We start from the raw sequence: 19,408 nt of genomic DNA on the forward strand, positions 1-19,408 counted from the left end.
ATGGGCAGAGCAATCCAGGCTCAGCCCCCTTAGCCGTATTCGGTCTATCCTGCCTACTTCAACTTGTTGATCTTGTCATTCAAGGTCGCTGCCGAGAGCTCTCCCGCCCGTACATCCACCAAACGCCCCTGCTCGTCCAGGAACAAGGTCGTTGGCAAGCCACGGCTACGTACAGCCTGGCCCAGCTTCATTTGCGGGTCACGCCACATATTGCCCAGATCAAGGTTCTCCTCATTCAGGTACTTCTGGATCACATCCAGCTCCTCGCCCTGATTGGCGAACACAATATTCACATCGGAGCGGCTGGACTGCACTTGTTTGAAGGCAGGCATTTCACGGCGGCACGGCGGGCACCAGCTGGCCCACAGATTCACTACCGTCACCTTGCCCTGATACTGGTCCAGACTTTCAGGCGCCCTGAACTGGGCCTGCATGGGGATCAAGTCTATTTCGGGCAAAGGCTGAGTCGGCTCTGCCTGCCCCTTGCCTGTCACCACCATAATGAGCGAGAAAGCGGCCACGCCTACCGCCAAACCGCCTGCCGCAGCAGGCAGAACAGCCTTGTCGCGCAGCACTCGCCACAAGACATAGAACCAACCTGCGGTGACCGCTGCCGGAATCATCAAGCCGCCGTCACGCAGATCCAGCCAGCTTAAGGGTTCACTTTGGTAAAAGTTCCATTGCTGAATCAGAAAACCCAAACGGCCTATTACCACACCCAAAATAATGGCCCGCCATAACACCGACTCGGCACGGGTTTGCTTGCGTCTATCCAGCCAGGCGGCCAGAAACAGCCCCAGTAATGCCGCGACCATAAAAGCAAACAAAGACGTGGCAAAGGTAAAGGGACCGAGCTGTATGCTTTGCATAAACATAAATCCTGACAAGACCAAATAAAAAGAAACCCGCCATAAGCGGGTCGGGCCAATAGGAACAGACAGCGTTAGGCCTAAAAGATTCCCTAGCTCAGGGAAGCGCTACTCACTATCTGCATAAACTGGCCCATTTTGGTGTGGCATTTGATACCGGGCTCCAGCTCCACACCACTGCTGACATCAATGGCATAGGGCTGATGCAAGGCCACACGCTCGGCCACATTGTCGATGCGCATGCCGCCCGCCAAAATCAACGGTGGCAAGCCGTCTCGACCTTCCAGGCGAGCTTGCAAGCCCTGAATCAGCTCAGGATCAAAGGCAGTGCCAGTGCCACCGTAGGCATCGTGATAGCCATCCATCAACCAGCCACGAGCGTCACCATACTTCAGGCATTGCTCAAGCAGCCCGTCTACCGTATCCAGGCCGGGGGCACCCACACGGAAAGCCTTGAGGTAAGGATGCGCATACTGACGGCATTGTTCTGGGCTTTCTTCGCCATGGAATTGCAGCAAATCCGGTTGAACCTGCTCCAGAATTTCCTGCACAAACTCCGGCGAGGCATTCACAAACAAGCTAACCACCTGCACAAAGGCCGGAACACGGGCGCGCAAAGCAGCCGCCTGTCCAGTGCCAAGCATCCGAGCACTTTTGGGATAGAACACAAAACCCACCGCATCCGCGCCCAACTGCACGGCTGCATCAATATCCTGCGCTCGGGTAAAGCCACAAATCTTGACTCGGGTACGGCTGAACATCTCACATCCTTAAATAAAAAACGGGGGCTTGATGCCCCCGTATGAATCATAGAACACGTTTATTGGAAACTACTGGCGGCGTCATCGGTTCCAAATCCATAGCTATCAGATCCATACATGGATTCTGTACCAAATTGGATTTGCGAATCCTCCAGCAAGACTTCGCCGTGTTTGTAGTGCGTCACCAGTCCGGGGAAAGCCAGTACCGCGGTCACCATCAGCAACTGAATGATAATGAATGGCACCGAACCCCAGTAAATATCAGTGGTCGCCACTCGCTTGATGCGCTCGCCTGTAACCTTATCCGTGTAGTCCTCTTTAGGAGCCACCGAGCGCAAGAAGAACAGCGCAAAGCCAAAGGGTGGGTGCATAAAGGAGGTCTGCATATTGACCGCCAGCAGGACACCGAACCAGATCAGGTCAATGCCCATCTTGTCGGCAATCGGTCCCAGCAGCGGCACAATAATAAAGGCCAGCTCAAAAAAATCCAGGAAAAAGGCCAAGAGGAAAGTCAGGAGACTGACGATGATCAAAAAGCCTAATTCGCCGCCCGGCATATCAATCAGCAGATGCTCTACCCACAGGTCGCCGTTAATGCCACGGAAGCTCAGGCTAAAGACGGTGGAGCCCACCAGAATGAAGACCACAAAGCAGGACAGACGGGTCGTGGATTCCATGGCCTGACGCAGCAGCTTCCAGGACAGACGACCACGCAATACCGCCATGATGATGGCACCGACCGCACCCATGGCGCCCCCTTCGGTGGGAGTTGCCACACCGATGAAGATCGTGCCCAGCACCAGAAAGATCAGGAACAGCGGTGGGACCATCACGAACACAACTCGCTCTGCAATCTTCGAGAGCATTTTCAGCTTAAGCAGCTTGTTGAGCAGTGCAATTGTCCAGGCCGTAATCCCCCACAACAGGAGCAACACCACAATGTGTTCATCCATGGGGATATTGGGATGGGTGGCAAAATAGTGCTGCGAACCAAAGTAGGCAACCGCCGAGGCCACGATGGTCAAGGCGACCAGCGAGGTCAAACCCCGACTGCCATTGTCTTCAATATAGATACGGGCTTCGGGCGGCAAAGCCGGTGCCGACTTGGGTTTGATGTAGGACATGACCACGATGTACAAGATGTACACCGCTGTCAGCAACAGACCGGGCAGCATGGCGCCACGGTACATATCACCGATGGAACGGCCCAGCTGGTCAGCCAGAATAATCAGCACGATGGACGGTGGAATAATCTGCGACAAAGTCCCCGAAGCCGCAATCACCCCGGTGGCCAACCTGCGGTCATAACCGTAGCGCAGCATGATGGGCAAGGAGATCAGGCCCATGGAAATTACAGAGGCCGACACCACACCTGTGGTGGCAGCCAGCATGGCACCAACCAGCACCACAGCAATGGCCAGACCACCGCGCAAGGGGCCGAATAGCTGACCAATGGTTTCCAGCAAATCCTCGGCCATGCCTGATCGCTCAAGAATCAGGCCCATCAAGGTAAAGAAGGGAACCGCCAGCAAGGTGTCGTTCTCGACAATGCCAAATACCCGCTGTGGCAAGGCCTGGAACAAGGCAGGCTGCATCATGTCCAACTCAATGGCAACCAGTCCATACAGGACGCCAATAGCGGACAAGGTAAAGGTGACAGGAAAACCCAATAGCAAAAATGCGATCAGGTTAAAGAACATGATCGGAGCCAGATTATCAACCAGGAATTCCATTGTTACTGGACCTTAGAAACAGAGGTTGTTGCTTCACCTGCCTGAGCGATCTCTCGGATTTCCTCGGCAAGTTGCTCTTCCGCACTCAGTCCGCCCGAACCCAGCAAAGGATTGGGACAGGCACCGCGTAAAAAGCCTATACATTTGATCAGATGCGAAATCCCGGCTAAGGCCAATAAGGCAAAGCCTACCGGAATTAAGAGTTTGACTGGCCAGCGCACCAGCCCGCCTGTATTGGAGGACTGCTCGTTCAGTACAAAGGACTGTTCGAAAAACGGAATAGAGAGCCAGAAAATGAGCAGCGTGGCGGGCAAAAGAAAAAAGATCACGCCGAAAACATCGATCCAAACCTGAACGCGTGGCGGGAAGCGTTCCGCCAGGGCATCCACCCGTACGTGCTCATTGACAAAGAAGGTGTAGCCGGCGGCCAATAAAAAGATGGCCCCAAACAAATACCACTGCAATTCAAGCCATTGATTGGAACTGACGCTATACACCTTACGCACAACGGCGTTGGTCGCGCTGACCACAACCACGATCAGGGTCAGCCAAGTCACGGACTTACCAACGACCGTATTCAGACGGTCGATAACACTAGACAATCGTAAGAGGAATTTCATGGCCTTGCTCAGGATATGGTCGCCTTCCGGGTTCGCTTGTGGCTAATCCCCGAAGGTTGTCGGCCTTATACAGATAAGAATGTAATAAAGAAAATGGCTTCACATTTTATACGATAGACGCCTGTGAAACCGGTTCGAATACCGGGGATAAACCCTTTAGAAACGGTCTAAATCATCATTTTTTTTGGGCCGTTTCACCAAAACGCAAACCACTTAATTCGTAGAGCAAATCATCAGGCTTGGAGCTCGGAATACCGAACTGCTCGGGATAATCCACGCCAGCCAAATACAGGCCGCTGGCATCAAAGGTGGGAGCCGATAAACGACGATCCCGCTGTGCCAATAAATGCAGCGCCCAGGACGGGGGCTGACGGCCCTGACCGATATAAACCAGCATGCCCATCAGGTTGCGAATCATGTGATGCAAAAAGGCATTAGCGCTGAAACGGAACAGGAAGAAATCGCCCTGCTGTTCAATTCGAATATGCGTCATGGTGCGCACCGGGCTGGCCGCCTGACATTGAGAAGAGCGAAATGCGCTGAAATCATGCTGCCCCACCAGATGCTGGGCAGCCTCTTGCATCTGAGCCAGATCCAAAGGGCGATAGACCCAGGCGACCCGCCCTTGCAACAAGGGGGAACGCACCCGATGCTGACGAAGCAAATACACGTAATGACGACCTTGAGCCGAGAAGCGGGCATGGAAGTCGTCGGGCACCTCGTTTACCCATTGCACCGAGACCGAGTCGGGTAGCAAGGCATTAAGGCCGCGCACCCAGGACTCCAAGCTACGCTCGGCAGTGGTATCCAGGTGAACGACTTGGTTTAAGGCATGAACGCCGGTGTCCGTACGACCAGCGCAGATCGTAGAAACAGGCTGGGCCGTAAAACGGCCCAGTGCCTGCTCCAGAACATCTTGAACGGTGTTGCCACCGGCCTGACTTTGCCAACCCAACCAGGATGTCCCTTCATAGCAGACACCCAGTGCAATACGTCTCATGGTGGGCTTACCTTACTGTCGCACAGGAGGCTCGTCCGAAGGCGGCTGATCCAGATCCAGATTAATTTTTTCCAGCTTTTCCCGAACCATGGCCTCGCTGACAGGCGCTGGGGAATCATCGCCATTGCGATTTTCGCTATTGGCACGGCGTAAGACCCAGGTCACCAGGACCACGATCAAGGCCAGCACCACGGCCATAACGGCCAACATATTTTCTTGAATCCAGGACACGGTCTTTTTAGCCTTGTTAACTGCACCGGCCATCTTGCCCGATTCGGACTCGGCTGGCACGGCAATCGCTCCTGCCACGGCGGCAGAAGAAGCGGCGCCAGGGGCGCCAGAATGGGGTTCACCTGCGGCAGCCTTGCTGCCGGCATCGCTAAGACCCAGCTCGTTGGCTGAGTCCATAATCAAATCCTTGGCGGCCTCGCCTTGGGACTGCAAGGCACGACCCAGCGTGGATACATTGTCTTCCAGCTGCGAGACCCGATCGCCCGTTTCACGCAATTCGTTTTGCAATTGCTGTTTGGCATCGCTGGCCTGAGCCCCCGCCGACAACAATAAGCGGTCTTGCCCCTGGCCTTGTGCGCCCGGCGTGCTGGAGCCAGTCTGTGCCACACCTTGAGAGGCGTCGGCCTGATCCTGCCCCGCCTGTACGGCAGAGCGCAAAGCCTGGGCCTGCTCGACATAGAAGCGACGGGCTTGGGCCTCGTCAATGGACAACATGGCCGCCGCATCCGGAATCTGCAGGGTCTTGCCTGCCTTCAGGCGGTGCATATTCTGATCGATAAATGCATCAGGATTTTGCTTTTGTACCGCCATCATCCATTGATACGAACTGACACCGTCTACTGCATGGCGACGTGCCAGTGCATGCAAGGTGTCGCCCGAGCGCACGCGCAGCGCACTTTGGGCTTGCACACTGGACGCACGCGTACCAGATGCCTGTACAGACACCGGCGCCTGCTGCGTCGCCTGCGCTTGGGTCACGGCTTTCACGGCCACGGGGGCCGGAGCCAGCACACTGACCTGATGCAGGAACTGCCCGCTGTCACTTTGAATCTGCAAAAGCACATCGGCTACCGAGCCCGAGAACATCTGCTCGGAGGAGAGACGAATGCGTTGTACCTGCCCTTGGGCATCGCGCTCCATCACGGTTTTCAAAGAAGCCAGATCTACCGGAGGCGTCAGGCCGGCCTGTTGCCAGGCCGACAAGGGCGCAGGTGTCACCGTCAAAGACAGGCTTTCTTCAGCACTGATCTGTCGGATACCGACATCCAGCTTGAATACCTGGTTGGGGGATGACACCAAACGACTATGGCCAATTTCCAAAGCGGAAACCGGCGCAGCCGCCAGCATCCCGGCCAATAGCAGGGCCGAACCCAGCGTACGTACAGGATGCAGACGGCCAGCCATGATTAAAGCTCGCCCAAAGCGATACGCAACATGCGGCGCAGCGGCTCAGCTGCACCCCACAGCAGCTGATCGCCGACTGTGAAAGCGCTGAGGTACTCGGGGCCCATATTCAGTTTGCGCAAACGGCCCACAGGGATATCCAGCGTGCCGGTCACGGCTACGGGTGTCAGGGCTTCCATCGTGGCTTGACGCTCGTTAGGAATCACTTTGGCCCACTTGGAACCTTCAGCCAGGATGTCGGCGATCTCATCCAGTGGCACGTCGCGTGTCAACTTGATGGTCAGTGCCTGGCTATGGCAGCGCATGGCACCAATACGTACACACAAACCGTCGATAGGAATGTGCTTGTCCTGTGCGCTACGGCCCAGGATTTTGTTGGTTTCCACACCGGCTTTCCACTCTTCGCGAGTCATGCCATTGCCCAGATCGGAGTCGATCCAGGGAATCAGGCTGCCACCCAGCGGTACACCGAAGTTCTTATGAGGCAAATTAGGATCGCGCTGTGTCTGCAAGACACCGCGGTCAATATCCAAAATGGCCGATGCCGGGTCATCCAGCAGGCTGGAGACGGACTGGTTGATCAGACCGAACTGAGTCAGCAGTTCACGCATATGTTGCGCACCACCGCCCGACGCAGCCTGGTAAGTCATGCTGGTCATCCACTCAACCAGATTCTGGTTGAACAAACCACCCAGGCCCATCAGCATGCAGCTGACCGTACAGTTACCGCCAATGAATTGCTTGCCACCTTTTGCCAGCGCCGCATCAATCACAGAGCGGTTGACCGGGTCCAGCACGATCACGGAGTTCTCGTCCATGCGCAGCGTGCTGGCCGCATCAATCCACAAACCATTCCAGCCAGCGGCACGCAGCTTAGGGTAGATTTGGCTTGTGTAGTCCCCACCTTGGGCGGTCACAATAATTGGCAACTTTTTCAAAGCGTCAATATCGTGAGCATCCTGCAATGGGCCAGCGCCGTCAGCCCACGAAGGAGCTGTGCCGCCAGCATTGCTAGTCGAGAAAAACACCGGCTGAAAAAGGGAAAAATCGCCTTCGTCGCGCATGCGCTGCATGAGCACGGAGCCCACCATCCCACGCCAGCCGACCAAACCTACCGCTTGAGTCATGGTAATACCACCTGGATATATAAAAAAATAAAACGATAAAAGATACTATCGCAAAGCCTTGAGCACTGCATCCCCCATAGCACTGGTGCTCAGCAATTGACAACCGTCTTCGTAGATGTCGCCGGTGCGCAGACCTTGCTCGAGCACACTGGCAACCGCGGCCTCAATACGCTTGGCCTGGTCTTCCGCGTTGAGCGAATAGCGCAGCAACATGGCGGCGGACAAAATCGTGGCCAAGGGATTGGCTTTGTCCTGACCGGCGATATCGGGTGCCGAGCCGTGGCTGGGTTCGTACAAACCTTGCTGGGATGCGTTCAGAGACGCCGAGGGCAACATGCCAATGGAGCCCGTCAACATAGCGGCTTCATCCGATAGGATATCGCCAAACAGGTTTCCTGTGACGATCACGTCGAATTCTTTTGGTGCACGCACCAATTGCATGGCCGCATTGTCCACATACATATGGCTCAATTCCACCTCTGGGTATTCACGCGCCACGTCAATCATGATATCGCGCCAGAACTGGGAGGTTTCCAGCACATTGGACTTATCCACGCTGCACAAGCGCTTTTGACGCTTTTGTGCGGCCTGGAAACCCACATGGGCAATACGGCGCACTTCGCTCTCAGCGTAGTGCATGGTGTCAAAGCCCTGACGCTCGCCGGCAAAGTTACCCTCTTCCACGGTACGCACGCCACGAGGCTGACCGAAGTAGATATCACCCGTCAGTTCGCGCACGATCAGGATATCCAGACCGGACACCACTTCTGGCTTCAGGGTTGAGGCATTCGCCAGCTGTGGATACAAGATAGCGGGACGCAGATTGGCGAACAGGCCCATGGCGCGACGCAGGCCCAAAATAGCCTGCTCGGGACGCAGATGGCGCTCCAGCGAGTCGTATTTCCAATCGCCTACTGCGCCAAACAGCACCGCATCCGAACCCTGGGCCAGGCTCAGGGTTTCAGGTGGCAAGGGGTGGCCGTGCAAATCATAAGCAGCGCCGCCCACCGGAGCCACCGTCATTTCCAGATCCATACCCAGTGCGCCCAGCACGCGCTGGGCCTGTTCGGTAATCTCGGGGCCAATGCCGTCACCGGGCAATACTGCAATTTTATGAGTCATGATGAATAGGACGTAAAAATTAGGGAGTAAGAGTGAAGAACTCCGGCCTGATGGCCGGAGCATCTTGGCCGCCTAGAAAGGCAGCAACAGCGAGACTTCTACAAAATCTGCAGCCATGCTTAAGGTTGGCCAACCAACCAGGGATGGCGGGCCAGACGCTCGGCTTCGTACTGACGGATCATGTCCGCTTTCTGCAAGGTCAGGCCAATTTCATCCAGACCATTCAAAAGGCTGTGCTTGCGCGAGGCATCAATCGTGAAGGACAGCTCACGACCTTCAGGCGTAATCACGCGCTGCTCGGCAAGATCAATACGCAGTTTGTAGCCGGGGAAGGCCTTGACTTCATCAAACAGGCGGGCGATATCCAGCTCGTTCAAGACGATAGGCAGCAGGCCATTTTTGAAGCTGTTATTGAAGAAAATATCGGCAAAGGACGGCGCAATAATGGCGCGAAAGCCGTATTGCATCAACGCCCAGGGAGCGTGCTCACGGCTGGAACCACAGCCAAAGTTCTTGCGGGCCAGCAACACGGAAGCGCCCTTATAGCGATCCTGATTCAGCACAAAGTCCGGGTTCAGCGGGCGGCGGGAATTATCCATGCCGGGCTCGCCGTGATCCAGATAGCGCAATTCATCAAACAAGTTGGGACCGAAGCCGCTGCGCTTGATGGATTTAAGGAACTGCTTGGGGATGATCAAGTCCGTATCCACGTTCTCCCGATCCAAGGGAGCGACCAGACCTTCATGAGTAGTAAATGCTTGCATGGTGTGGATTTCCTCAGTTGAACGAACGCACATCGACAAAATGGCCGGCAATGGCAGCAGCCGCAGCCATGGCAGGGCTGACCAGATGAGTGCGACCACCCTGCCCCTGACGTCCTTCAAAGTTACGGTTGGAGGTCGATGCGCAACGCTCGCCGGGTTCCAGGCGGTCGGCATTCATGGCCAGACACATGGAACAACCAGGCTCACGCCATTCAAAACCGGCATTCAGGAAAATCTTGTCCAGGCCTTCTTGCTCGGCCTGACGTTTCACCAGACCAGAGCCGGGAACAATCATGGCTTGCTTGACGTTGGAGGCCACTTTACGGCCTTTGGCCACGCTGGCGGCAGCACGCAAGTCTTCAATACGGGCATTGGTACAGGAACCAATAAACACACGGTCGATACGGATATCGGTCAAGGGCATATTGGGTGTGAGGCCCATGTACTCCAGGGCGCGTTCCATGCCATTGCGGGCAACCTCGTCTTTTTCTTTCTCTGGATCAGGTACACGGCTGTCGATAGGCAGCACCATTTCTGGCGAGGTACCCCAGGTCAGCTGAGGCGTGATCTGACCAGCATCGATACGGACAACATGATCAAACTGCGCACCTTCGTCGGTGTGCAACGTGCCCCAGTACGCCACGGCCTGATCCCACAACACGCCTTTGGGCGAGTAAGGACGGCCACGCAGGTACTGAATGGTTTGCTCATCTACCGCCACCATGCCCGACCGTGCACCGGCTTCAATCGCCATATTGCACACGGTCATGCGGCCTTCCATGGTCAGCGCACGAATGGCCGAACCACCGAACTCAATGGCGTAGCCCGTACCACCGGCAGTACCGATCTGACCGATCACGTACAAGATCAAATCTTTTGCGGTACAGCCAAAAGGCAGCTTGCCGTCCACCTGGATCAGCATGCTTTTGCTTTTCTTCATCAGCAAGGTTTGGGTCGCCAGCGTGTGCTCAACCTCGGACGTTCCGATACCAAAGGCCAACGCACCTACGGCACCGTGCGTGCTGGTGTGGGAGTCACCACACACCACGGTCATGCCGGGCAAGGTTGCGCCCTGCTCAGGACCGACAATGTGCACAATGCCCTGACGCACGTCATTCATGCGAAATTCGGTAATGCCGAATTCTTCGCAGTTGGCATCCAAGGTGTCCACTTGCAGGCGCGAGATAGGATCTTCAATACCGTTCTCGCGGGAGGTGGTGGGCACGTTGTGATCGGCGACGGCCAGATTGGCACTGATGCGCCAAGGCTTGCGCTCGGCCAAGGTCAAGCCCTCGAAGGCTTGGGGGCTGGTCACTTCATGCAGCAAGTGGCGATCAATGTAGATCAAACAGGTGCCATCGGTATCCTGATGCACGACGTGTTCGTCGAACAACTTATCGTATAAGGTTTTTGCCATTGCGCTCTCGCGATTCAGTTGAAACGACAGCCCACAAAAAGGGGGCTGCAGATGAATTTTTTCTTATTATGACAGGCGCAGTAACTGGGACAAGGCCAATCTCCATCCTAGTATTGGAATTACTAGGATACGAGGAAATGGACACCGTCATGCGGCGGCAGCTCGCCAAAAGAAGGTTTTCAGCCTGAGTTCATTGCTAGACGAAGACGTCGCACCCATTCCTGTGCCATGTTCTGATCGCTGATATTGGCAAAGCCCATCAAGAGCCCTCTTTGTGTACCGGCTTGCATTTGCCAAGTGCTCAAGGCTTGAACGGCCAGGCCTTTGGCCTGCGCAGCCGCGGCCAAGGCCTGATCATTCTCCTGCGGGCCTAGATTAGCCAATACATGGATACCACCTGCCTGCGCCTGGACCTGCAAACGAGAAGCAAACTCCTGCTCCAAAGCAGTCACCAGATAGCTGCGTCGCTGGGCATACAAGACCCGCATTTTGCGCAGATGGCGCGCAAAGTAACCCTGCTCCATGAAATCAGCCACTGTGGCTTGTGTCAGCATCGAGCCCGGTCCACCCACGTAATGAGCCGATTGCCGGAAACGTTCGACTTGAGACGGTGGCACGAGCAGATAGGCCAACCGTAATCCTGGGTGCAGAACTTTACTAAAGGTGCCGGTGTAAAGCACCCGTTCATCACGATCCAGGCTTTTTAGAGCCGGTAAAGGACGCCCGTGATAACGAAACTCGCTGTCGTAGTCATCCTCAATAATCCAGGCCTGTTGTTGACTGGCCCAGTCCAGTAGCTGCAAGCGTCTGGGCAAAGACATAGCCATACCCATCGGGCTTTGATGAGTCGGAGTGACGATGGCGAAACGGGCCTGGGCACAACGCTCCTGCCCCAACGCCACGTTCAAGCCTTCAGCGTCCAGCGGCACGGCTTGTACATTCATGCCAGCCTGCTTCAGAAATTGACGCGCAAATATATAACCAGGATCTTCGTACCAGCCCACATCACCGGGGTTTAACACTGTGCGGCACACCAGCCCCAAGGCGCCCCAGTATCCTGCGGTAATGAACACCTGCTCTGGCAGGCAGACAATGCCACGCGAAACCCCCAAATACGCCGCAATGGCCCGACGCAGGGGTGCATAGCCCACCGGGTCGGGATAACGCATGGCCAGCGCACCCCAAGCACGTTGATTATGATTGGCCAGACGCGTCCAGGTTTTGCGTGGGAACGCATCCAGAGCCGGCAAGCCCATTTGAAATGGTAAAGGCGGCGCGTTTTCAGACGGCGTATAGGGCGAAGATCGTACAGCAGACACGACGGTGCTGGCATAGCGGCTGGCATCCAGATTTGCCAATTGAGGCGACACCACTGTCCCTGCCGGTCCTCGGGCCAGAAAATAGCCCTCGCCCACCAGGATCTGATAGGCCTGTTCGACCGTGCCTCGGGCCAGATTCAATTCACTGGCCAAGCTACGCACGGACGGCACGCGATCACCCGGACGCAACTGACCAGCCGCAATGGCATCCCGAAACCGGAGATACAACTGTTGATAGATAGGCGTGCCCGGTTCTCGGCTGGGCTGCCATGGGCTCAAGTCCATGCCTATGTCCTATTCATTTATTAATTTCTTGTCACTTACTACTAGGCCATTAATAACAGAAAATCAGTAAATACAGCGAGCCATAGCGCCTTGTCATCTGGCATAAAGGAACTTGCGTGATTCCGCTATGCAGCTTCAGGCACATCCAAACGCTACCTTGGCTGGTTTTTTTCTTTCTCTTTTGACTGGATATCTTATGAGCGCACTTCGTCTTCCCTACGACACCCTATCTCCCAAAGCCTATCAAGGTCTGCTGCAGACGAAATTAGCCTTGGACCATAGCAGCTTGGGCAAAGAGTTGATTGAACTAGTTAATTTGCGTATTTCGCAAATCAATGGCTGCTCCTACTGCCTGGAAATGCACGCTGCCTCCTTGCGTAGCTCGGGCATGAGCAATACCAAGTTAGATTGCCTGGCAGGATGGCGTGTCAGCGAACACTTCGACGAACGTGAGCGTGCCGCTCTGGAGTGGACAGAATCAGTGGTGGATGTCGCTCGCACCCATGCCCCCGACGAGCACTTCGAGCCTTTAAAAGCCCATTTCAGTGATGCAGAAATTTCAGACCTGAGCGTTGCGATTGCCTTGATGAGCGCCTTCAATCGCTTGGCCATCAGCATGCGCAAATAATATCCAGGAGGCGCAATCCAAACGTATCAATGCCTGTCCAGATCGCGTAAGCCATTCCCACAGGTAATGAGCGCAAGGACAGGGCCAGCACTTGGTGCTGGTCGCCGTATAGAACGCGAGATCGCTTGCCTGTGTCATGTCTATCCTTGCTGATAACTATCGTTGCAATTACAATCATTGCAAATGCAATCGAAAATCATGACGCCTAGTCGTGCAAAAAACCCATCACAGAGGTCAACCATGAGTTTGGAGCGTCTTCGCCCGCCCACAGCTACGCCGCAAACCCGGATAGCAGCGGCTGCGTGCCTTGAAAAGCTTGCAGAGCAAGACATGGAGCGGGCATGTCTTGCCGCCTCTCCCTATCGTGCTATCCAGGCCATCGCCCAAGGCTTAGCACAAAACCATGCGACTCACAGCAAGGTGTGGGTCGTACAGGCCTCGCCAGGAAAGCCATACGCCCAAGTGCCCCAATCCGACGGCGCTGACATGAGCACGGGCAATATCAGCGCGTGGCCGCTATGGTTTCGAGATGGGCCTGAGCACTTCGAGATGCCATTGCTCTATCTGCTGCGCTCCGAATCCGTCGCCGGGCTGCGCGCAGCGATATATGAAGCCGCCGACCGCGGCATCCTGTGTAACGATGCCGAAGTCACTTCTTCACGGTGGCCCAAAAGCGTGCAGCCTGCCGTTCCGCTGTGGCTCGCCAGCAGCTTGAACGGTATCCCCTATGACCCCGCATCAGGACAGGAGGCGCTCGCTATTTTGCGTTCTGCACTGCAAGCCATGTACCTAGATGACGAGCCAGGGTTCTTCTATATGACGCTGCACGATGACAAGGGAAAACTGCCAGCGTCAACGCAAGCCGACGTACATGATGCGTACAAGGGCATGTACCGCCTCCTCGCTGCACCCGAGTCCAGCGCCCCCGCGATCCGATTGCTGGGAGCCGGTCAGACATTGGGAAAAGTGGTCGAGGCAGCCAGACTTCTGCGAGAGGACTGGAACATCACCAGCGAGGTCTGGAGTTGTCCAAGCTATACCCGTCTGATGCGAGAAGGTCACGAGGCCGAGCGCTGGAACATGCTCCATCCACTCTCAAAGAAAAAGACCTCGCATATTCAGACCTGCCTTGGGTCGAGGCAGTCGCCTGTACTGGCCGTCACCGGATATGGGCAGCATATTGCCGACCAGATCGGCAGCTTCGTTTCCGCCCCCTTTGTCGCCTTAGGGGCCGACTCGCTTCGGGAAACGAATGGATTTCCCAGCGCGCAATGGATTGTGATTGCTGCGCTTAAGGCGCTTGGCGATGAGGGCACCTTGTCCATGCGGCAGGCGGGAGAAGCATTAAAGCGATATGCGCTGGCCTGACATCTGGCATTAACGTAAATAAATCCGATCCTGCCACGGTATAAAGGTATCTGGAAAAACGCTTTGGAGCGGTCATGAAACACGTTCTTGTCTACTCTGACTCCTTGTCATGGGGGATTATTCCAAGCACCCGAAAGCGCCTGCATTTCGAGCAACGCTGGCCAGGCGTCATGGAAATTTCACTCTGCGCCGCAGGCCTGAAAGTCCGGGTTATCGAAGACTGTTTGAATGGGCGACGAACCGCATGGGATGACCCTTTCAAGCCAGGCCGCAACGGATTAGCAGGCTTGGCGCAGCGGATTGAAATCCATTCACCCCTTGATCTGGTGATCTTGATGCTTGGGACGAATGATTTTCAGTCCATGCACGAACACAATGCATGGCTTTCGTCGCAAGGTATCTTGGCGCTTGTATCCACCATTCGCTCCGCCCCAATTGAGCCGGACATGCCCGTACCACCCATCCTGGTCGTAGCCCCTCCTGCCATTCAAACGCCGAAAGGGCCAATCGCACCGAAATTTCAGGGCGGCGAGCACAAATGTGTCGGGTTGGCGGACGCCTATCGCAGGGTGTGTGAGGAAGCGAACTGCCATTTCTTCGATGCCGGCAGCGTCATTACCTCTAGCGAGGTCGATGGCGTTCACCTTGATCTTGAGCAGCACTTCATTCTTGGCAAAGCTGTGGCTGAAATCTCGAAGTCGCTGCTTGCCTAGCTGGCGTGAATAAGGCTGCCGTTGGTCAGCGGTTTGATGTGGCCGGTGTTATCAGCTTTTGCCAGCCACTATCCACAAATTGAACTCGACCTGAATTTCAGCGACCGCCTGGTGGATGTTGTGGACGAAGGTTTCGATGCAATCGTACGCACTGGACAGTTGAGCGACTCCCGCCTGACCTCGCCGTCAAGCAGGCCCTGGATTACGGAGGACTTGTGACGGTACTGGACGAATGGACTGGTTCGTCTAGTACCTTCTGGATATTGTGGCCGTCCAATCGACAACTGCTGCCCAGAGTCCGGGCATTCGTCGATTTCATGGCCGGGAACCTGCCCCCGCCTGCTGATACAAAGGCATGACCCGTTCCGAGATGGCCTGCAAATCTGCAATTCGGGTCGTGGAAGAAGGGTGGGTCGACAAGAACTCCGGCTGGCCTCTCCCCTGCTCCAAGGCGCCCATTTTCTGCCACAAGGTTACTGCGGCACGCGGATCGTAACCTGCACGCGCAGCCAGCTCCACCCCGATCAAATCAGCTTCGGATTCATGGGTGCGGCTGTTGGGCAGCTCAAACATGACTTCGCTTAAGGTACCGCCCAAATCGTTCACGGCTTGCACGCCAGTCAGGGCTGACAACACGGTCAAACCAAAGGACGTCGCCATTTTCTGAGATACCTGTTCACGTGAGTGCTCACGCAAAGCATGGGCCATTTCATGGCCAATAATTGCCGCCAATTCGGCGTCAGTGGGCTGAATACGTTTGATCAAACCACTGTAAACAGCCATTTTGCCGCCGGGCATACACCAGGCATTGACCTCATCTTCGTTGATGACGTGTACTTCCCAGTTCCAGGTGCTGGCATCGGCGCGAAACACGCCTACCTGCCCAATCAAACGCTGAGCAATGGCTTTAACCCGACGGGTCTGTGCCGCGTCGGTATCCAGCGCTTTTTGTTGTCGGGCCTGAGACAAGACCTGGGCATAGTTCTGGGCGGCCGCCTGATTCAGTTCAGCCTCGGACACCAGACTGGATATGAATTGTTTACGCTCTACGCCAACCGTGCCGCTCTGTGTAGTCTGTACGGTCGCGCAGCCCGCCGTTGCCAGTATCAAACCGGCTGCCAATAAACGTTTTCCGTTCGCAATACCTTTCATGCTCAGCTCCAACAAACCTGACAAGAAAATGCAGTGCTAGGTCTCTGCGCAATCCTTCACATTCAGACCCCGCACTGCGAGCGATGACGCAGGCAATGATCCATCAGCACAATGGCCAGCAAGGCCTCGGCAATCGGCGTGGCACGAATACCTACGCAGGGATCGTGACGGCCCAAGGTCTGCACGTCAACCGCCTCACCCGCACGGTTAATAGAGGGACGCATGGTGCGAATACTGGCGGTTGGTTTAATCGCCAAGGAGACGGTAATGGCCTGCCCCGAGGAAATACCACCTAGCACGCCACCAGCCTGATTGGTTTTGAAACCGTCCGGGTACAGCGCATCGCCGTGCTCCGAGCCTTTTTGCGTAATACTGTCAAAACCAGCACCAATCGACACGCCTTTAACGGCATTCAAACCCATCATGGCATGCGCAATATCGGCATCCAGGCGATCGTAAATAGGTTCGCCCCAACCAGCAGGCACACCTTCAGCGACGACTTCAATACGGGCCCCGATGGATTCGCCTTCTTTGCGCAGCTCGTCCATATAGGCTTCCAACTGTGGCACCACGTCCAGATCAGGTGCGTAGAACGGGTTTTGTTCCACCACACCCCAGCTTTTGAAAGGAATTTCGATGGGGCCCAACTGGCTCATATAACCACGAATCTTCACACCGAAATGCTCGGCCAGCCATTTTTTGGCTATGGCACCCGCCGCCACAGTAGGTGCGGTCAAACGGGCCGAAGAGCGGCCACCACCACGTGGATCGCGGTTCTCGAACTTCTTCCAATAGGTGTAATCGGCATGCCCAGGACGAAACGTGTCCAGCAAATTGCCATAGTCCTTGCTGCGCGCATCGGAGTTACGAATCAGCAGGCTGATGGGCGTACCCGTCGTGCGACCTTCGTAAATACCGGACAAAATCTCCACCTGATCAGGCTCACGGCGCTGTGTCACATGGCGGGAGGTTCCGGGACGGCGGCGATCCAGCTCAAACTGAATGTCTTGTTCAGTCAGCTCCAGGCCCGGCGGGCAGCCATCGATCACTGCGCCAATCGCTGGACCATGGGATTCACCGTAATTCGTGACGCGAAAGCTTTTGCCTAGAGTATTGCCGGACATAGAAGGATTGGACGCAAAGAAATTGGGGAAAATAAGAAACAGGCACGATTATGGCATTGATCCCGGATCAGAACATGCCCTGCACCGCGCCCGGTCTTTTAGGAGGAGCAGCTGACAGCCAATTCCGCACTGCCTTCGGGCGGCGGCATGGCATAGGCCTCATAACCGGCGCGCTCGGTATACGGATCGCGCAGCAACAGCATCAAGGTTTCGATTTCGCTGGCATCGTCCTTGGCCGCTGCCTGAATGGCCTGCTCTGCCAAGTGGTTACGCAAGACATACAAAGGATTGACGCGATTCATGGCCTCACGCTGTTCAGCCGTGTCCGAGTCATCCAGGGTCAAACGCTGACTGTAGGCTTGCCACCACGCTTGCGCCTGATCTTCAGCACCTTCAAACAAGCCTACAAATGCCTCAGGAGCCTTGCCTGCTTGTGCCAAAGCACGGAACGACAAGGTGAAATCGGCCCCGCTGTTGTGCAACAAACGCCACCAGTCATCGACCAACTGGGCATCGTCTTCCTGCCAGGTACGCAGGCCAAACTTGGCCTGTAAATTGGCGTGAAAACGTTTCAGGAAACTGGCTTCAAAGGTTTGCAGGCGCTCTTTGAGCAGATCGGCATCCAGATCCAGCACCATCAAAGCACTGGCCAGACGGTACAGATTCCAGTGCACCACGGCGGGCTGTGCATTCCAGGCATAACGACCTTGATTGTCACTGTGATTGCACACATGGTTCACGCGGAATCGGTCCATGAAACCGTAAGGGCCGTAATCAATTGTCAGGCCCAGAATAGACATATTGTCCGTATTCATGACGCCGTGGCAAAAGCCCACGGTTTGCCAGTCGGCCACCATGGTGGCACTACGATGGGTAACTTCCTGCAAAAAGCGGCACACGCGCTCTTGCTCGGACTCGCCATCCACGATTAATTCGGGGTAAAACTCGCGCAGCACATAATCCAGCAACTCACGCACACGGGAGGCGTCATTGGCCCAGTGTTCAAAAGAGCCAAAACGCACAAAGCTGGGGGCCACACGGGTCACAATCGCCCCTGTTTCCACCGTTTCGCGGTACACCGGAGTGTCTGAGCTGACCAACGCCAAGGCCCGGCTAGTCGCGATACCCAAGCCAGCCATGGCTTCACTGGCCAGATATTCACGCACACTGGAGCGCAGCACGGCACGGCCATCGCCCATGCGGGAATACGGGGTTTTACCCGCGCCTTTCAGCTGCAGTTCCTGTGGACCATTCGGGGTGTCAATCTGCCCGAGCAAATGCGCCCGGCCATCACCCAACTGTCCGGCCCACACACCAAACTGGTGGCCACTATAGACAGCCGATACCGTCAGCCCGCCCGGCAAAGGGGCCTGGCCACTGACCACATCCAGGAATTCCTGCTCGCCCAAGCGAGACACATCCAGGCCTAACTGCGCCGCCAACTCTTTATTGACGTGCAGCAAGCGGGAATTAGCCAAAGGCTGAGGCGGCACGACCGTATGAAAGGCCTGCGGCAAATCCGCAAAACGATGGCTGATAGTGAGGTCATCAAATACGCTGGACATACGAGACCTCCTTAGGCCGATTTAATGGCTTTTGCAGCCTCGGCTTTCTCGGCCTTGCTGCGCTGTTTGGCTGCTTTCTTGGCAGGCCAGAGATAAAAAATGGCGCAGAAATAATAAATCAGGGACAGCACGATTTCTGCAATCGCCCAAGGCAGCACGTCGGCAACCGGGTCCGACCAAGCGCGCATGACACCTTCTGCGAAATACAGCAGAATCATCATGGAGGTCCACTGCAAAGTATATAAATTGCCTTTGAGCACGCTGCGTAAGGGCAGCACCAAAGGAATTACTTTCAGCACCAGCCAGGAGCCGCCGGGTTTCAAGGGCGCAAAATGCAGCTCCCAGGCCAGGCACAAGGCAATCAAGGCGACCAAAGCCACGGCCGCCACTCGATGAAGTATGGGGTTTAAAGGTTCATGCATGCT

At 55.6% G+C, this 19,408-nt stretch carries 20 protein-coding genes and 1 pseudogene; 5 read left to right on the forward strand and 16 right to left on the reverse strand.

Annotation, left to right across the window (positions count from 1 at the left end; translation table 11 throughout):
• Positions 1-53: 53 nt before the first annotated feature.
• The 11 genes from IE156_RS01365 to pdxR form a co-directional block, all read right to left on the reverse strand.
• Positions 54-869, reverse strand: coding sequence for a TlpA disulfide reductase family protein (locus IE156_RS01365; protein ID WP_189390701.1), 816 nt, complete (start codon positions 867-869; stop codon positions 54-56).
• Between the two features lie 92 nt (positions 870-961).
• Positions 962-1,630: a phosphoribosylanthranilate isomerase gene (locus IE156_RS01370; protein ID WP_189390702.1), complete on the reverse strand. Its 669-nt coding sequence runs from the start codon at positions 1,628-1,630 to the stop codon at positions 962-964.
• A 59-nt stretch (positions 1,631-1,689) separates the two neighbouring features.
• Positions 1,690-3,363 (reverse strand): TRAP transporter large permease, encoded by a 1,674-nt coding sequence (locus tag IE156_RS01375; RefSeq protein WP_189390703.1) that lies wholly within the window; start codon positions 3,361-3,363, stop codon positions 1,690-1,692.
• Between the two features lie 2 nt (positions 3,364-3,365).
• Positions 3,366-3,983: a TRAP transporter small permease subunit gene (locus IE156_RS01380; protein ID WP_189390704.1), complete on the reverse strand. Its 618-nt coding sequence runs from the start codon at positions 3,981-3,983 to the stop codon at positions 3,366-3,368.
• A 175-nt stretch (positions 3,984-4,158) separates the two neighbouring features.
• The gene (gene truA, locus IE156_RS01385) at positions 4,159-4,983 is read right to left on the reverse strand and encodes a tRNA pseudouridine(38-40) synthase TruA (RefSeq protein WP_189390705.1); all 825 of its coding nucleotides are present in this window, start codon (positions 4,981-4,983) and stop codon (positions 4,159-4,161) included.
• A gap of 12 nt (positions 4,984-4,995) precedes the next feature.
• Positions 4,996-6,399 carry a type IV pilus assembly protein FimV gene (locus tag IE156_RS01390; RefSeq protein ID WP_189390706.1) on the reverse strand — a complete coding sequence of 468 codons (1,404 nt, stop codon included), beginning with the start codon at positions 6,397-6,399 and terminating at the stop codon, positions 4,996-4,998.
• Between the two features lie 2 nt (positions 6,400-6,401).
• Positions 6,402-7,526, reverse strand: a complete 1,125-nt coding sequence (asd, locus tag IE156_RS01395; protein ID WP_189390707.1) for an aspartate-semialdehyde dehydrogenase — start codon at positions 7,524-7,526, stop codon at positions 6,402-6,404.
• Positions 7,527-7,571: 45 nt separating this feature from the next.
• Positions 7,572-8,648 (reverse strand): 3-isopropylmalate dehydrogenase, encoded by a 1,077-nt coding sequence (leuB, locus tag IE156_RS01400; protein ID WP_189390708.1) that lies wholly within the window; start codon positions 8,646-8,648, stop codon positions 7,572-7,574.
• Positions 8,649-8,767: 119 nt separating this feature from the next.
• Positions 8,768-9,412 (reverse strand): 3-isopropylmalate dehydratase small subunit, encoded by a 645-nt coding sequence (leuD, locus tag IE156_RS01405; RefSeq protein ID WP_189390709.1) that lies wholly within the window; start codon positions 9,410-9,412, stop codon positions 8,768-8,770.
• Positions 9,413-9,425: 13 nt separating this feature from the next.
• Entirely contained in the window at positions 9,426-10,829 is a 1,404-nt protein-coding gene (gene leuC, locus IE156_RS01410; RefSeq protein ID WP_189390710.1) for a 3-isopropylmalate dehydratase large subunit, read from the reverse strand.
• Between the two features lie 179 nt (positions 10,830-11,008).
• A complete protein-coding gene (gene pdxR / locus IE156_RS01415) occupies positions 11,009-12,433 on the reverse strand; it encodes a MocR-like pyridoxine biosynthesis transcription factor PdxR (RefSeq protein WP_189390711.1) in 1,425 nt (474 codons plus the stop codon).
• A 196-nt stretch (positions 12,434-12,629) separates the two neighbouring features.
• On the opposite strand from pdxR, the gene IE156_RS01420 reads away from it, so the two are divergent.
• Positions 12,630-13,061 (forward strand): carboxymuconolactone decarboxylase family protein, encoded by a 432-nt coding sequence (locus IE156_RS01420; protein WP_189390712.1) that lies wholly within the window; start codon positions 12,630-12,632, stop codon positions 13,059-13,061.
• On the opposite strand, the gene IE156_RS18510 is transcribed toward IE156_RS01420, so the two are convergent.
• A complete protein-coding gene (locus IE156_RS18510; RefSeq protein ID WP_189390713.1) occupies positions 13,045-13,239 on the reverse strand; it encodes an SMR family transporter in 195 nt (64 codons plus the stop codon). The two genes, IE156_RS01420 and IE156_RS18510, sit on opposite strands and share 17 nt — an antisense overlap.
• 62 nt (positions 13,240-13,301) lie before the next feature.
• Here IE156_RS18510 and IE156_RS01430 point away from each other — a divergent pair, with 62 nt between their 5' ends.
• The 4 genes and pseudogenes from IE156_RS01430 (at position 13,302) to IE156_RS18330 (ending at position 15,501) form a co-directional block, all read left to right on the forward strand.
• Positions 13,302-14,429, forward strand: a complete 1,128-nt coding sequence (locus IE156_RS01430; protein ID WP_189390714.1) for a transketolase-like TK C-terminal-containing protein — start codon at positions 13,302-13,304, stop codon at positions 14,427-14,429.
• 74 nt (positions 14,430-14,503) lie between these two features.
• Positions 14,504-15,142, forward strand: a complete 639-nt coding sequence (locus IE156_RS01435; protein WP_189390715.1) for an SGNH/GDSL hydrolase family protein — start codon at positions 14,504-14,506, stop codon at positions 15,140-15,142.
• Positions 15,143-15,175: 33 nt separating this feature from the next.
• Positions 15,176-15,325: pseudogene (locus IE156_RS18325) on the forward strand (LysR substrate-binding domain-containing protein); the annotation flags it as partial.
• Positions 15,326-15,357: 32 nt separating this feature from the next.
• Entirely contained in the window at positions 15,358-15,501 is a 144-nt protein-coding gene (locus IE156_RS18330) for a hypothetical protein (RefSeq protein WP_229840843.1), read from the forward strand.
• Here IE156_RS18330 and IE156_RS01445 read toward each other — a convergent pair.
• The 4 genes from IE156_RS01445 to IE156_RS01460 form a co-directional block, all read right to left on the reverse strand.
• Positions 15,458-16,294, reverse strand: coding sequence for a M48 family metallopeptidase (locus IE156_RS01445; RefSeq protein WP_189390716.1), 837 nt, complete (start codon positions 16,292-16,294; stop codon positions 15,458-15,460). The two genes, IE156_RS18330 and IE156_RS01445, sit on opposite strands and share 44 nt — an antisense overlap.
• Before the next feature lie 62 nt (positions 16,295-16,356).
• Positions 16,357-17,418, reverse strand: a complete 1,062-nt coding sequence (gene aroC, locus IE156_RS01450; protein ID WP_189390717.1) for a chorismate synthase — start codon at positions 17,416-17,418, stop codon at positions 16,357-16,359.
• A 98-nt stretch (positions 17,419-17,516) separates the two neighbouring features.
• Positions 17,517-18,983 carry a protein adenylyltransferase SelO gene (locus tag IE156_RS01455; RefSeq protein ID WP_189390718.1) on the reverse strand — a complete coding sequence of 489 codons (1,467 nt, stop codon included), beginning with the start codon at positions 18,981-18,983 and terminating at the stop codon, positions 17,517-17,519.
• Between the two features lie 11 nt (positions 18,984-18,994).
• The gene (locus IE156_RS01460; protein WP_189390719.1) at positions 18,995-19,405 is read right to left on the reverse strand and encodes a DUF2069 domain-containing protein; all 411 of its coding nucleotides are present in this window, start codon (positions 19,403-19,405) and stop codon (positions 18,995-18,997) included.
• Between the last annotated feature and the right edge of the window lie 3 nt (positions 19,406-19,408).

Source organism: Alcaligenes pakistanensis, assembly GCF_014652815.1.
In the GTDB taxonomy this organism is placed as follows: Bacteria; Pseudomonadota; Gammaproteobacteria; order Burkholderiales; family Burkholderiaceae_B; genus Alcaligenes; species Alcaligenes pakistanensis.

Excerpts from the sequence above, each read along its gene's own strand:
- IE156_RS01365 (WP_189390701.1), bottom strand. The coding sequence starts at position 869 with ATGCAAAGCATACAGCTCGGTCCCTTTACCTTTGCCACGTCTTTGTTT.
- IE156_RS01370 (WP_189390702.1), bottom strand. The coding sequence starts at position 1,630 with ATGTTCAGCCGTACCCGAGTCAAGATTTGTGGCTTTACCCGAGCGCAG.
- IE156_RS01375 (WP_189390703.1), bottom strand. The coding sequence starts at position 3,363 with ATGGAATTCCTGGTTGATAATCTGGCTCCGATCATGTTCTTTAACCTG.
- IE156_RS01380 (WP_189390704.1), bottom strand. The coding sequence starts at position 3,983 with ATGAAATTCCTCTTACGATTGTCTAGTGTTATCGACCGTCTGAATACG.
- truA (WP_189390705.1), bottom strand. The coding sequence starts at position 4,983 with ATGAGACGTATTGCACTGGGTGTCTGCTATGAAGGGACATCCTGGTTG.
- IE156_RS01390 (WP_189390706.1), bottom strand. The coding sequence starts at position 6,399 with ATGGCTGGCCGTCTGCATCCTGTACGTACGCTGGGTTCGGCCCTGCTA.
- asd (WP_189390707.1), bottom strand. The coding sequence starts at position 7,526 with ATGACTCAAGCGGTAGGTTTGGTCGGCTGGCGTGGGATGGTGGGCTCC.
- leuB (WP_189390708.1), bottom strand. The coding sequence starts at position 8,648 with ATGACTCATAAAATTGCAGTATTGCCCGGTGACGGCATTGGCCCCGAG.
- leuD (WP_189390709.1), bottom strand. The coding sequence starts at position 9,412 with ATGCAAGCATTTACTACTCATGAAGGTCTGGTCGCTCCCTTGGATCGG.
- leuC (WP_189390710.1), bottom strand. The coding sequence starts at position 10,829 with ATGGCAAAAACCTTATACGATAAGTTGTTCGACGAACACGTCGTGCAT.
- pdxR (WP_189390711.1), bottom strand. The coding sequence starts at position 12,433 with ATGGACTTGAGCCCATGGCAGCCCAGCCGAGAACCGGGCACGCCTATC.
- IE156_RS01420 (WP_189390712.1), top strand. The coding sequence starts at position 12,630 with ATGAGCGCACTTCGTCTTCCCTACGACACCCTATCTCCCAAAGCCTAT.
- IE156_RS18510 (WP_189390713.1), bottom strand. The coding sequence starts at position 13,239 with ATGATTGTAATTGCAACGATAGTTATCAGCAAGGATAGACATGACACA.
- IE156_RS01430 (WP_189390714.1), top strand. The coding sequence starts at position 13,302 with ATGAGTTTGGAGCGTCTTCGCCCGCCCACAGCTACGCCGCAAACCCGG.
- IE156_RS01435 (WP_189390715.1), top strand. The coding sequence starts at position 14,504 with ATGAAACACGTTCTTGTCTACTCTGACTCCTTGTCATGGGGGATTATT.
- IE156_RS01445 (WP_189390716.1), bottom strand. The coding sequence starts at position 16,294 with ATGAAAGGTATTGCGAACGGAAAACGTTTATTGGCAGCCGGTTTGATA.
- aroC (WP_189390717.1), bottom strand. The coding sequence starts at position 17,418 with ATGTCCGGCAATACTCTAGGCAAAAGCTTTCGCGTCACGAATTACGGT.
- IE156_RS01455 (WP_189390718.1), bottom strand. The coding sequence starts at position 18,983 with ATGTCCAGCGTATTTGATGACCTCACTATCAGCCATCGTTTTGCGGAT.
- IE156_RS01460 (WP_189390719.1), bottom strand. The coding sequence starts at position 19,405 with ATGCATGAACCTTTAAACCCCATACTTCATCGAGTGGCGGCCGTGGCT.